The organism is Advenella alkanexedens (assembly GCF_019132845.1).
In the GTDB taxonomy this organism is placed as follows: Bacteria; Pseudomonadota; Gammaproteobacteria; order Burkholderiales; family Burkholderiaceae_B; genus Advenella; species Advenella alkanexedens.
Map to the genome: position 1 here is coordinate 138766 of NZ_JAHSPR010000008.1, position 13754 is coordinate 152519.

At 51.7% G+C, this 13754-nt stretch carries 10 protein-coding genes; 6 read left to right on the forward strand and 4 right to left on the reverse strand.

The genetic code is table 11. The features are described from left to right. The first annotated feature begins 27 nt into the window (after nucleotides 1-27). Nucleotides 28-735 (forward strand): response regulator, encoded by a 708-nt coding sequence (locus KU392_RS11240; RefSeq protein ID WP_169293833.1) that lies wholly within the window; start codon nucleotides 28-30, stop codon nucleotides 733-735. Continuing rightward, complete coding sequence (locus KU392_RS11245) at nucleotides 732-2135, forward strand: ATP-binding protein (RefSeq protein ID WP_169293832.1); 1404 nt, start codon at nucleotides 732-734, stop codon at nucleotides 2133-2135. The genes KU392_RS11240 and KU392_RS11245 overlap by 4 nt, the downstream gene beginning before the upstream one ends. Here the strand turns inward: KU392_RS11245 and KU392_RS11250 are convergent. After that, on the reverse strand, nucleotides 2132-3154 hold the full coding sequence (locus tag KU392_RS11250) for a cytochrome d ubiquinol oxidase subunit II (protein ID WP_169293831.1): 1023 nt from the start codon (nucleotides 3152-3154) through the stop codon (nucleotides 2132-2134). The genes KU392_RS11245 and KU392_RS11250 overlap by 4 nt on opposite strands. Then, entirely contained in the window at nucleotides 3151-4302 is a 1152-nt protein-coding gene (locus KU392_RS11255) for a cytochrome ubiquinol oxidase subunit I (RefSeq protein ID WP_169293830.1), read from the reverse strand. Before KU392_RS11255 ends, KU392_RS11250 begins: the two co-directional genes overlap by 4 nt. 109 nt (nucleotides 4303-4411) lie before the next feature. On the opposite strand from KU392_RS11255, the gene KU392_RS11260 reads away from it, so the two are divergent. From KU392_RS11260 to minE, 4 genes are all read left to right on the forward strand, one after another. Beyond that, on the forward strand, nucleotides 4412-6163 hold the full coding sequence (locus KU392_RS11260) for a glutamine--tRNA ligase/YqeY domain fusion protein (protein ID WP_169293829.1): 1752 nt from the start codon (nucleotides 4412-4414) through the stop codon (nucleotides 6161-6163). Nucleotides 6164-6197: 34 nt separating this feature from the next. Then, nucleotides 6198-6956, forward strand: coding sequence for a septum site-determining protein MinC (gene minC, locus KU392_RS11265; RefSeq protein ID WP_169293828.1), 759 nt, complete (start codon nucleotides 6198-6200; stop codon nucleotides 6954-6956). Nucleotides 6957-7047: 91 nt separating this feature from the next. Then, nucleotides 7048-7863, forward strand: a complete 816-nt coding sequence (gene minD / locus KU392_RS11270) for a septum site-determining protein MinD (protein WP_217735349.1) — start codon at nucleotides 7048-7050, stop codon at nucleotides 7861-7863. A 1-nt stretch (nucleotide 7864) separates the two neighbouring features. Continuing rightward, nucleotides 7865-8140, forward strand: coding sequence for a cell division topological specificity factor MinE (minE, locus tag KU392_RS11275; RefSeq protein ID WP_169293826.1), 276 nt, complete (start codon nucleotides 7865-7867; stop codon nucleotides 8138-8140). A gap of 342 nt (nucleotides 8141-8482) precedes the next feature. On the opposite strand, the gene KU392_RS11280 is transcribed toward minE, so the two are convergent. Both KU392_RS11280 and KU392_RS11285 read right to left on the reverse strand, forming a co-directional pair. Continuing rightward, the gene (locus KU392_RS11280; protein ID WP_217735350.1) at nucleotides 8483-9268 is read right to left on the reverse strand and encodes an OmpA family protein; all 786 of its coding nucleotides are present in this window, start codon (nucleotides 9266-9268) and stop codon (nucleotides 8483-8485) included. Nucleotides 9269-9365: 97 nt separating this feature from the next. Further along, a partial coding sequence (locus KU392_RS11285) for a YadA-like family protein (protein WP_217735351.1) occupies nucleotides 9366-13754 on the reverse strand: 4389 nt, incomplete at its 5' end.

Consider the following 13754-nt stretch of genomic DNA (forward strand, 5'->3'; position numbering starts at 1 on the left):
CACACACTTTGGCAAGATGTGAATACTATGGAAAAACAGCTTATTAAAATTCTCGTTGTGGATGACGACCCGGCACTCAGGCAGCTGCTGGCCGAGTACCTTAACCGTCACGGTTACGATACGCTACTGGCCCCGGATGCCACAGACCTGCCTCAGCGCATTACCAAATTCTCACCCGACCTTATCGTGCTTGACCGCATGTTACCCGGTGGAGACGGCCTGGAAGCCTGTCGCAAGCTACGCAGCCAAAATGAAGACATTCCCATTATTTTGCTGACTGCCCGCGATGAAACCGCTGATCGCATTATCGGTCTTGAGTCAGGGGCGGACGACTATCTGGGCAAACCTTTTGACCCGCGAGAATTGCTGGCCCGCATAGAAACCGTCTTGCGCCGTAAAAAAGGTCCTTCGGCACTGGTCAAGGAAACCCCCATCAGTTTTGGCCCCTTCACCTTTGACCCGGCACGTCGCCAACTGTTCAAGGGTGAAACTGTCGTTAAGCTTACTGGCGGTGAAATCAACCTGCTCGAGGCCATGGTCAAAAATCCGGGCAAACCCCTGTCCCGCGAACGTCTGCTGGCGCTGGCCCGCGATGACGATGAAGGAGAACGCAACGACCGTGCCATCGACATTGCCATTCTGCGCCTGCGCCGGGCAATCGAAGACGATCCCAAAGACCCGCGTTGGATACAAACCGTATGGGGAATCGGCTACCGGTTTTCCCCTGATGCATGAAAAAATTCAAGCTGTGGCCCCGCTCCCTGCGCCTGCAAATGATCCTCATGATGCTGGGCACAATCATTCTGGTCCAGGTTGGCAGCCTATCGGTTGGCAATTACCTTAGGGAACGTTATATGGAAGACGTGGTGGTTAATTACCTGACCACCACCATTCGCACCTTAAGGGCGGCCGTCGCCCAGATACCGGCAGAAAACAGGGCCAGCTTTATTGAAGAAGCCTCACAAAAAAAATGGCGTTTATGGTCGCGTCAGCTTCCCAAAGACACCCGTTTTTCACAACCTCTGCGCAGGGGTGCTGAAAACGCCCCGCGTCACGAAAAAATGGCGGAATACCCAACGGGTGACCTGCGCAACAACCTGCAGGACATTATCAATCACCTGAACCGTGCCCTGAATGACGGCACCCGGGTGGGACTGTCCCGTGGTGAAGAGCCACGCATGTACATTTCCCTTTTGCCACAGCTTAACGAGTTTGACAATACCGTGATACGGGAATGGCTGGTAATTCCGCTTGACCGGATAGAACCACCCAATATGCAGGCCATCATGATGGCCTGGCTAAGCATTAACCTGTTACTGATTGCCATGGCGGCCGGTTTTGCCTGGCATATCACCCGCCCGCTTACCCGCCTGAGCAGAGCGGCAGACCAACTTGCCCAAGGGCGCCCCGAAAGGGTAACGCCAGCAGGCCCCACCGAAACCCGTTCGCTGGGTGAACGCTTCAACGCCATGCTGGATGCCCTTGAGGAATCCAAGCTGGTCCAGCAAACCCTGCTGGCAGGTCTGCCACACGACCTCAAAAGTCCGCTGGCCCGCATGTGGCTCAGGCTGGAAATGACCGATGACCAGGCGTTAAAAGAAGGCATGCGCAACGACGTGCAAGATATGCAGCGCATGATCGATCAATTCATTGGCTATGTCCGCGGTTCAGACCCAGGCACCTACACCTTCACCAAACTGGAGCTCAATGCCTGGATCGATGAACGGGTTTCATCCTGGGAAGGTGCGGGCAGCCCCGTTTTCCTGAAATCCATGCCCACACACAAAATTTATATCCATGCCGATGGCCTGGCATTGGGGCGGCTTTTGGACAATCTGATTAGCAACGCCCTGAAGCACGGCCAGCCACCGGTTGAAGTCCATGTGCACGCTGACAGGAAAAAAGTGGTGATCTCTGTCTGTGATCATGGTGAAGGTATTCCGCTTGAACGTCGTACCGAAGCCCTGCGCGCATTCTCCCGACTGGACTCCGCACGCACCAAAACCGGTAGTGTGGGCCTGGGGCTGGCACTGGCCGACACCATTGCCAAAGCACATCATGGCTCTCTGGAGCTGGGTAGCGGTGAGTCGGGTGGCTTGCGTGTGGACATCACGCTGCCCCTGGCCGAAAGCTAACGCAGTTTATCGAAAATATCCCCGTAGACCCAGCTAAAATACACCAGCATGACGGGCAAGACAAAAGCCATGCACCCCACCAGCAAACGCATCGTAGTCACCGAATCGATACTGTCCCACAGGCTTAATTCATCATAAACCAGAAACGGAAAATAACTGTAAGCAAAACCGGCCACCACCAATACAATGACCAATAACAACAAAATAAAGGGCAAGCGCCCCAGCCAGTCATTCTTATGCGCATGCCTGAGCAAAATTTCAATCATGACAAACAGACTTAACATCAACAGCCAGCCAGGCAAAACAATACCCAAGGTATCAAACAGCGCCCACTTATAAAAAATACCCGTATTGCTAAATCCAAGCGCAGCCATTAAAGCAAACAAACCCGTTGCACCCAGTCTTGTCGTACGACGTGCCCATTTAATCGCCATTTCCTGCAGGGAGCCTTGTGAAGCACTTACACGCATCACCAGCCAAAGTGCCCCCAACAGGGCATACAGGGCGACAACACTCAGGGCAATGAACAAGACAAACAATTCGTAACCAGGCTCATCCTGGAAATTAACCGCGAATTTCCCCAAGACCCAGCCCTGCCCCAACACCATAGACAAAGAACCGGTAAAAAACAGGGTGGTCCAGCAACGACGCAGCCAACCGGCAGACCTCAGTCGAAACTCATAAGCAATATTACGCAGCAATACCCCAAGGGCAATCGCAATCATGGGCCAATACAGAACTCCAAAAATAAAAGCCCAGGCCTTGGGAAAAACAGCCATGAAAAAAACAACTCCCAACAACAACCAAAACTCATTGACATTGCGCCATGGTCCCAGCAGGCCCACCATACGGTCACGATGCTCACCGGCAAATGGCAACAACAAGGCGACCCCCAGATCAAAACCATCCAGGATGGCACCCATCAGTACCAGCAAGAAAAATGCCGCCATGCAGGCCAATGGCATCCAGAACACCGGATCATAAATACTCAAACCCAACAAGTTTGCCAGTTCCGTCATGCCGCTGCTCCTACAGTTTTACGCACCGGCACCACCCCATAGCGGGCTGCCTGGTAAAACATTTGTATAAAACTGGCCACAATCACCAGATAGACCACCAGATACATCACCGAAGACAGCACCAGTGCCTGGGTACCAATGGGCCGAAACACTTCCTGCAGGGCAATTTCTCCCTGCACAATGAACGGCAAGTTTCGAACATAAGACAAGAGCGTCATTAGCAAAACCAGCAACCACCCCGAAAATGTCATGCCTGAACACCATTTTTGCAAAAACACCGGTGTTTTACCTATTTCCCTTTTTTTGCCCAACAGGTAATAGCATGAAACAGCCAATACTGACATCATCATACCCAGCAATAGAATGACACCCCACCACACACTTCGCCAGCCATCGGTGGAGAAAGCCACGAACAAGGTATCCTGGGCAAAAAAACCGGGAACGATGAAAACGACAAAACCATACAAGGCCATGACCAGACCAATCCGGAAACTCAGGTTTTCAGCCCGGCTCAACGGCCGTTGCCGTGCCTGCCATGCACTGACTCCCATCATCATGAACCCCATGGACAGGCTGGAGCCGGCAAAAACCAGCAGCAGGCGCCAGACAATTTCATGATGAAACACAATCGCCATCCAATCGTACACAACAATATTGCTCTCTGTCTTGATGGTTCCCTGCGGCGCGTTCATCCATGACTGCAAAGCCAGTACCAGGTAAACAATCGCGGTTACACTCAACGCCGACATAAAGACCGAGGCCGTATGCCACCCCTCTTTCATTTTTCCCTGACGGTAAAGCATGCCATTAAGGAAAATCAATTTACAGGCAAAAGCCAGCAAAACAGCCAAGCAGGCCAATGGCCCGGCCACTCCTGCAATTTTCATCAGCAATGCCGGCCATAAAGTGCCTACCTGTATCATCAGGGACACGATCACGGCCATGCTAACCATCATGGCAAGGGCAAAGACCCTGACCCAATACCGATAAACGCCAATCCAGGCTTCCTGCCCTGTCCGGCGCCAGGCCAGCTTCAGAAAAAGCAGCATCCAGCCCGATGTAAGCAACACGGACACAAATATTGACAAAAACCCTAACGAGCCAAAAAACTGCCATTCGGCGAGCAAAAGCGGGGAAATTTCAAGCATAAGCAACAATTCGCAAACTATTTTGTTTAACTATGATTATTCACCGTGAGTCTAACTCCTGAACGTGGCAGAATGTATGCTATTTCATGATTTATTGATAAATTTCTGTATGACTGATTTCTCAACTGATGTACCCGTTTCCAATTTTTTGCGAACCATTATTGAAAATGACCTGAGTGCAGGACGCTACCAATCCAAAAAATGGGCAGGTGTACCCGGCCCTGCATCGGTACAGGCCAATGCACCCAAAGACAGCGCCAGAATCCGTACCCGCTTTCCGCCCGAGCCCAATGGCTATCTGCACATCGGCCACGCCAAAAGTATCTTCCTTAATTTCGGATTGGCCCGGGATTACGGTGGCATTTGCCACTTGCGCTTTGATGACACCAACCCCGAAAAAGAAGAACAGGAATATGTTGATGCCATCAAGGACACCGTCCAATGGCTGGGCTTTTCCTGGCGCAACAACGACCAGGAAAACCTGTATTTCGCCAGTGACTATTTTGATTACATGTATGACTTCGCCCAAGCCCTTATCATGGGTGGGTATGCTTATGTAGACATGCAAAGCCCCGATGAAATGCGGGCCAACCGCGGTACGCTCACTTCGCCAGGCACCAATTCGCCCTGGCGTGATCGCCCCGCTGAAGAATCACTGCAGCTGTTTATTGAAATGCGTGAAGGCAAGCACCCCAATGGCAGTATGGCGCTACGGGCAAAAGTGGACATGGCCTCACCCAATATCAATATGCGTGACCCGGTTATTTACCGCATTCGCCATGCCGAGCACCACCGCACCGGCAATCAGTGGCCCATTTACCCCATGTACACCTTTGCCCATCCCATTGAAGACGCGCTGGAAACCATTACCCACAGCATTTGCACTCTGGAATTTGAAGACCAGCGCCCCTTTTACGACTGGGTCCTTGAAAAACTGGTTTTCCTGGGCAAATTGAATGAGCCCCTGCCCAAACAGTATGAGTTTGCCCGCCTTAACCTTAACCATGTGGTCACCAGCAAACGCAAGCTGCTGCAACTGGTCAAGGAAAACCATGTCAATGGCTGGGATGACCCGCGCCTGCCCACACTGGCTGGATTGCGCCGTCGAGGCTACACCCCCGAATCCCTGCGTTTGTTCTGTGAGCGCATCGGTGTTTCAAAATCAGACTCACGGATTGACTACAGCATTCTTGAACAATCCCTTCGCGACACCCTTGACCCTATCGCAGACCGTGCCGTGGCAGTGCTTGACCCCCTCAAACTGGTTATTACCAATTACCCTGAAAACCAGCAGGAAGACTGCAGCGCCCCAAAAAATCCGCATAATCCGGACCAGGGCCGTCGCACTTTCCCGTTTACCCGTGAACTCTGGATCGAGCGCGATGATTTCAGGGAAGAGCCTCCGAAAAAATATTTCCGCCTGTTCCCCGGTAACCAGGTACGTCTGAAATACGGTTATGTCGTGCGCTGTACCGGTTGTATCAAAGACGAACAGGGTAATATTACCGAGGTGCATGCCGAATACCTGCCCGACACCAAAAGCGGTACACCGGGTGCAGACAGCGTCAAGGTCAAGGGCAATATCACCTGGGTTAGTGCCAAATATGCCCAATCGGCCACATTCCGCATTTACGACCGTCTGTTTACCGATGCCCATCCCGATGGCCAGGACAAAGACTTCCTGGCATGCATCAACCCCAACTCCATGCAAACCGTTCAGGGCTGGCTGGAGCCGGGCATCCAAACCACCCCCGGTGCACGTTGGCAGTTTGAGCGCCTGGGCTACTTTACCGTAGACCCGGAATCTGGTGAGGTACCGGTTATCAACCGCAGCGTGACCCTGCGTGATTCATGGATTTAAATGGATTTAACTTTTTTCAGAAACAGGCATTACTGTGACAAGCAAAGCCAATACAACTAACGCACTCATCTTTAAAAGTGCCTCCCTGTTTGCATTACGCATTGTGCTCAATAGCAGCGATCTTGCTGCCCTTAAGGAAGCCATTACCCGTAAAATGACGGAAGCCGGCAGCCTGTTCAAGGATGAGGCTGTTGTGCTTGATGCAACCCGGATTAATGAAGCGCCAGACTGGTCTGCGCTGCTCAGTCACCTGCAGGCCAACCACCTGCCGGTGATTGGCGTCATGGCCGAAGGAAGTATTCTGGACAGCGCGCGTCAAGCCGGCCTGGTGCCAGTTACCCTTTCCACGCCGTCCAATGCAGAGCGTGTGCCTCACGAGCCACCTGCTGCCCCCATACCACAGCCAAAACCCGAAAAACCGGAAGCCAAACCGGTCGAGACACCACAGCTTGAACCCTCCTTGGTCATCAAACGTCAGCTTCGCTCAGGCCAGCGTATTTATGCCCGTAACAGTGACCTGATCGTTATTGGTGCGGTTGGCCGGGGTGCCGAAATCATCGCTGATGGCAACATCCACGTGTACGGTCCCCTGCGGGGCAAGGCCATTGCCGGTGCCAGAGGTAATACCCAAGCCCGTATTTTTACCACTCACCTGGATGCCGAGCTGCTGGCCATTGCAGGTATTTACCGCCTCATTGACGCAGATTTTAACCAGAACCTCATCAAGCAGGCGGTTATCGTGGAACTGGAAAATGAATCGCTCACGTTCATTGCCAACAATGAGCATAATTAACAATGGGCTTTTTTTAATTTTTTTTTACAGTTTAACAGGGTCATTATGCAGTAAGATAATGACCATTTAAAGATTACAGGAATATCTTTTCATGGCACGTATTATTGTCGTTACATCAGGTAAGGGCGGTGTGGGCAAAACCACCACCAGCGCCAGCTTTTCTGCAGGATTGGCCATGCGTGGCCACAAAACCGTTGTGATCGATTTTGACGTCGGTCTGCGCAACCTGGACCTTATCATGGGTTGCGAACGCCGCGTTGTTTATGACTTCGTCAACGTGATCCAGGAAGAAGCTACCCTTAATCAGGCCCTCATCAAGGATAAACAACTTGAAAACCTGTTTATCCTTCCCGCATCACAAACCCGTGACAAAGACGCGCTTACCAAAGAAGGCGTTGGCAAAGTACTTGAAGACCTGAAAAAAATGGGCTTTGAATACATTGTGTGCGACTCTCCGGCCGGTATTGAAACCGGCGCTTTAATGTCTGCCTATTTTGCCGATGATGCACTGGTTGTAACCAACCCCGAAGTTTCATCCGTTCGGGACTCCGACCGTATCCTGGGTATTCTGTCCTCCAAGTCCAAACGCGCCGAGGAGTCAAAAGAACCCGTCAAGGAGTTCCTGGTACTGACCCGCTACAACCCCAAACGTGTCGAAGAGGGCGAAATGCTTTCCCTGCAAGACATTGAGGATATCCTGCGCATCAAACTGATTGGCGTTGTTCCTGAATCCGAAGCCGTACTTCAGGCATCCAACGCTGGTATGCCCGCCATTCACCTGAAAGACACCGACGTCGCCGAAGCCTACCAGGATATCGTCGCCCGTTACCTGGGCGAAGAAAGACCTCTGCGCTTTACCGAATATGAAAAACCGGGCTTTCTGAAACGACTCTTCGGGGGAAAATAATATGTCATTCCTCAAGTTTTTTCTGGGAGAAAAAAAGTCTTCGGCCAGTGTAGCCAAAGACCGGTTGCAAATCATCCTTGCGCGTGAACGCAGTCCGGGCAGCACCGAGCCCGACTTCCTTCCCGCGCTGCAAAAAGAGCTCATTGAGGTCATTTCCAAATACATCAAAATCAACGCTGATGACATCAAGGTTCATCTTGATCGCAAAGATACCCTTGAAGTACTTGAAGTTAAGATTGAAATGCCCCAGGAAGATAAAAACAAAAAAACAGAGTAATAAACGGCATGACCGCTTCCACGCAGGAGCATCGTACTCGTTCCCACGCTCCGCGTGGGAACGCAAGCCCAAGCCAGAGCCAGGAAACATACCCGCTACCACGCAGGAGCGTGGGAGCGAGAAACAAACATACTCCGTTGCCGCTACTCGCCTACTGGCTCCCATGCTCCTGCGTGGGAGCCAGTGTAAGAAGCGCCCCTCATAAAAAACCGCTGCAAACATCATGCTTGCAGCGGCTTACTGTTATGCAGGACTTAACCGATCGGACTTAACCGGCCGGCATTATGCCTGTTGGACTCGTTCCCACGCGCCCGCGTGGTAACGCTTGCCCAAGCGTTGTTTTTACTGGATATTAATTTCCACGCGACGGTTGGGGGCCAGACATTGAATCAACTGGGCACCACTACCCTCACACTGCACCACCGGCTGCGACTTGCCAGCGCCACGTGCCTGTAACAAATTGGCCGGTACACCCTGGGCCGCCAGATAATTGACAATGGTTTGTGCCCTGTCTTGCGACAGCTTCTGGTTATAGGCCTCTGAGCCCAAACGATCGGTATGCCCCACCACCGTTACCGATGTCAGGTTCTGGCGGCTTTTAAGATGGGTGGCCAAATTACTCAACTCGGTACGACCCGCTGTCACATTGTTCAAGTCTGAACGATCAAACGCAAACAGCGCATCGGCACTTAGGGTATAACTTTCATTCTGCTTGCCATCCGGGCAAACCGAGCCTTCGGTAACCGGTTTCCAGTAAAAGTTGCGGGCAATCAGATTGTTATCAAACAGCACTTTATACTGGCAGGTGCTGATATTGTTAACGCCCTGTCCGGGGGTATTGAAGTGAAACAGGTAATCCCACTCTTTAACCCGGAAACCTTCCGCAAAATGAGGGCGACCCAGCAAATAATACAGCTGGTCACGGGTCACCCCGTCACGAACCTGTGCCAATGCCCCCAGTACCGGGAAAGTACCCTGGTCATTATCAAACTTGACGCCATCCACATTTGGCCACACCAGATTACTGGCCGTACCGTCTTTACTGACATTACTCATGGTGCCGCAGGCGGTTAAGGCCAAGGCGGCTGCTACCGCAACGATACCTGTTTTGTATTGAAAAAGTTTCATTAACATTTCCTTGATAGTCTTTAAGCGTTACATGCTTTCTGCCCGGACCACCCATGATTGTGTGCAGTCCGGGCCATGGTTTGGAGCTAATGCAAAATTACCACTGATAACCCACACCGGCACCGTAAGTCACATCACCACGACTATTACCGGAAACTGAACCTTTCAGTACCCATTTACCGTTATCCGTAATGGTTGACAAACCAGCCGCAAAGCCTTGCTCACCACGATGTCCCGCTGTTGATACCGCAAACATGCTCTTGCCTGGCAAGTAAGCCTGTGGCAAGTTGGCCATGGCTGCAGCCGAGGCAGTCCCTGCCCTGGCATCCCTATCAACACGTTTCAGATCACCACGCACAGAATTAATCTGATTAGTCAGGTTATTGGCAACACCTTTAAGCTGGCCCACGTTAACCGCATCAGTATCATTGACACCCGCAGCCACGTTGGTAATGGTTGAGCCGCCTGCATTAATACCGGTGACAGAAACGCTTGGACCTACCTGCTCACCAGCATTGTTAACGAATGACAAACCATTATTGTTAACAATCGTATTGCCCGCCTGGAAGGTTGAGGCATTAACGGTTGTCGCATTGACGGTTGTTGCATTAACAGTAGTGGCATTCACTTCAGTCACAGTAATCGTATCATTCAAGGCAAAGTTCACCTCAGCACTGCCAAGCACTTGCGTGATCACAATATTGCCATCGTTACTCAACAAGCTGACTTTATCGCCAGCCTGAACCTGTGAATTATTACCGCCGACATTCAAGGTCCATCCCTGGTTCAACACATCAATGGCATCACCAACATTATTGACCACTTCGTTTTTATTACCGACCGTGTAACTTGGTGCACTAACCGTACCATCATTCTTCACTGTCGAGCCACCACCCAAGGCATTAGCCACAGATTGGCTGATATCCTTGATCTGGCCACCGTTCACCGCATCTTTACTTCCAGAGGCAATGTTGCCATTAGCCACATTCTGGATTTTATTGCCACCAACATCTACTTTATCTGCCGTAAATGCCAGGTCACCGGTAGGCCCGCCTTTAACAGTCAGGCCGGTATCACCCAGATGTACGTTGTCGCCCACCTTAACACCGCTGTCATCCATGACGGTTTTTCCTGCCGTAACGGAGTTGACAACCAGATTGGGATCAACAGAAATTTCAATACCAACATTGCCATCGGTTTTCGGTTTCTGAACGATATCGATATTATCACCTGCCACCAGGGTTAACTGGTCACCAGGCAGAATATCAGCGGGTCCACCAGTACCTGTTTCTGGAGTACCAACACCAGGGTTTCCTCCTGTATCTGTACCAGGATTCGAACCACCTGGATCACTGACCGTAACGCTCCAGCCTTTAGCCAACTCGTCAATTGCCGCCTGGACGGTTGAATAATCTTTACCATTAATGGTGTAAGTCGGACTTGTGAAAGTGCCATTTTCAAAGTCAAAGCTTACATCGCCACCAAAAATATTCTTTACCGAATCCGCCAGGAATGATAACTGGCTACCATTGACAGCATCGGTACTGGTTGCACTAATTTCACCTTTTGCCAGCTTGGTGATTTTATTACCGCCCATGTCAATGCCATCCGGTTTAATAAACACTGTATTGGGCAACTGAACGCCACTTCCATTAACAAAGCTTAAGCCGTTGCTGTTAAGGAATGTACCACCGGCATTAATGCTGTCAACCTTGATATTTTTTGCCAGATCAAAAGTGAGACTTGTCTTGTCTTGTGCAATCACGATGTTGTCATCGGTATTGTCAAAATCAACGGTTGCTCCTGGTGCTACATTTTCAGAGGTCGCATCATCTGCATTAGTGGTTACGTTCCAGCCTTTATTCGCTGTTTCGTTCACGATTGCCAACTGTTCTTCAGTTGCTGCACGACCTGCTGTTGCAAAATCAGCCGCGTTCAGATCACGATTACTCAAGCCTTCGATCGTGCCTTTCTCGGCATCCAACACGATAGTATTGGCTGAACCACCTTGCGGATTGGCAAACAGCTCAATCTTGCCGGCTTCCACACGGGTCGTTGCGGTCGGATTGGCGGTCACGTCATGCACCACAAGACCTTTATCGTTAACCACGGTATCACCCGTTGTCAGACTGCCGTCTGCCGTCAGATCAATGTCTTTGGCCAGCTGAATGCTTAGCGCACCATCGTCTTTCTGAATCACACCGATATTGCCTTCGCCTGTCAAATCAGCCGCAGCCGCACCACCAGTCAGACCTAAAGTCTGATTCAGCTTGCGTGTCACAGTGTTACCATCATCACCCACAAACTTCAGACCGTCGTTAAGGTTGGCCACTTCCTGTTCACCCAGTTCAGGATCGGTGTAAACGATACGGGTGGTGGTTGTGCCATCGGCACCATCCACACCGGGCGCACCGTCTTTAACGCTAATGTTGGTGCTGGCACCATCACTGCCATCCGCGCCTCTTGGACCGGTCAGGCCAATCGAGCCGTCCTTGCCATTGAGCACCACGGACGCACCGTCTTTGCCGTTCACGCCAATCGTGCCGTCGACACCGTCAACGCCATCCTTGCCCACCTGGATCTCTTCCAGATCCGTCAGGCTGGTGGCCAGCTTGATGCGCAGCTCACCATTCTCACTGTCTACACGGAGATTGGCATCGGAAGCACTGGCCGCATTGTCCAGACCGCCTGCAATACGCAGGGTCTCGCCCAGATCTTTGTGGATTTCATCGCCGGTATTACCGGCAAAGTTCAGGCCTGCGGCTGCCAGGCTATTGGTTGCCGTTTGCAGGTCACCAATATTGGCTGCATTGGTCAAGGTATCACCCGTGGCATCTGCCAGGTCGATACTACCCAGACCGCTGGCGACGCCAGTAATCTGTTTATTGCCGCCATCAATACCATCAACCGTTACACTTGGACCGTCTGTAATGGCTAAACCACTACTGTTAATGATGGTTGTATTGGTGCCGTCCGTGAAGGTTGCACTGTTCAAACCAGCCAGATCTTTAGCCAACTGGATGCTCAGGCTGCCATCATCTTTCTGCACCACACCAATGTTGTTCGCAGACAGATTCGTCACATCGGCACCACCAGTCAGACCCAGGGTCTCGTTGAGTTTACGGGTCACGGTATTGCCATCATCACCCACAAACTTCAGGCCGTCATTAAGCGTAGCCACTTCCTCGGTTATGCCATCCGGTTTCTCGTAAACAATGCGCGTTTTACTCTCACCATTTACACCATCATTACCATCAAGGCCTGGAGCACCATCTTTAACACTAATGTTAGCGCTGGCACCCGGTTCACCATTAGCACCCGCTGGACCGGTCAGGCCAATCGAACCATCCTTGCCATTGAGCACCACGGACGCACCATCTTTGCCGTTCACGCCAATCGTGCCATCAACACCGTCAGCGCCATCCTTGCCCACCTGGATGTTTTCCAGATCCGTCAGGCTGGTGGCCAGTTTGATGCGCAGCTCACCATTTTCGCTATCAACACGGAGATTGGCATCGGAAGCACTGGCCGTATTGTCCAGCCCACCGACAATATTCAGGGTCTCGCCCAGGTCTTTGTGGATCTCATCACCACTATTACCGGCAAAGTTCAGGCCTGCATCGGTCAGATTACTATTTACCAACTTGAGCTGCTCTTCTGTCGCCGCACGACCTGCTGTTGCAAAATCAGCCGCGTTCAGATCACGATTACTCAAGCCTTCGATCGTGCCTTTCTCGGCATCCAACACGATAGTATTGGCTGAACCACCTTGCGGATTGGCAAACAGCTCAATCTTGCCGGCTTCCACACGGGTCGTTGCGGTCGGATTGGCGGTCACGTCATGCACCACAAGACCTTTATCGTTAACCACGGTATCACCCGTTGTCAGACTGCCGTCTGCCGTCAGATCAATGTCTTTGGCCAGCTGAATGCTTAGCGCACCATCGTCTTTCTGAATCACACCGATATTGCCTTCGCCTGTCAAATCAGCCGCAGCCGCACCACCAGTCAGACCTAAAGTCTGATTCAGCTTGCGTGTCACAGTGTTACCATCATCACCCACAAACTTCAGACCGTCGTTAAGGTTGGCCACTTCCTGTTCACCCAGTTCAGGATCGGTGTAAACGATACGGGTGGTGGTTGTGCCATCGGCACCATCCACACCGGGCGCACCGTCTTTAACGCTAATGTTGGTGCTGGCACCATCACTGCCATCCGCGCCTCTTGGACCGGTCAGGCCAATCGAGCCGTCCTTGCCATTGAGCACCACGGACGCACCGTCTTTGCCGTTCACGCCAATCGTGCCGTCGACACCGTCAACGCCATCCTTGCCCACCTGGATCTCTTCCAGATCCGTCAGGCTGGTGGCCAGCTTGATGCGCAGCTCACCATTCTCACTGTCTACACGGAGATTGGCATCGGAAGCACTGGCCGCATTGTCCAGACCGCCTGCAATACGCAGGGTCTCGCCCAGATCTTTGTGGAT

Coding starts and splice junctions, on each gene's coding strand:
- KU392_RS11250 (WP_169293831.1), bottom strand. CDS start 3,154: ATGACGGAACTGGCAAACTTGTTGGGTTTGAGTATTTATGATCCGGTG.
- KU392_RS11245 (WP_169293832.1), top strand. CDS start 732: ATGAAAAAATTCAAGCTGTGGCCCCGCTCCCTGCGCCTGCAAATGATC.
- KU392_RS11240 (WP_169293833.1), top strand. CDS start 28: ATGGAAAAACAGCTTATTAAAATTCTCGTTGTGGATGACGACCCGGCA.
- KU392_RS11255 (WP_169293830.1), bottom strand. CDS start 4,302: ATGCTTGAAATTTCCCCGCTTTTGCTCGCCGAATGGCAGTTTTTTGGC.
- minE (WP_169293826.1), top strand. CDS start 7,865: ATGTCATTCCTCAAGTTTTTTCTGGGAGAAAAAAAGTCTTCGGCCAGT.
- KU392_RS11280 (WP_217735350.1), bottom strand. CDS start 9,268: ATGAAACTTTTTCAATACAAAACAGGTATCGTTGCGGTAGCAGCCGCC.
- KU392_RS11260 (WP_169293829.1), top strand. CDS start 4,412: ATGACTGATTTCTCAACTGATGTACCCGTTTCCAATTTTTTGCGAACC.
- minD (WP_217735349.1), top strand. CDS start 7,048: ATGGCACGTATTATTGTCGTTACATCAGGTAAGGGCGGTGTGGGCAAA.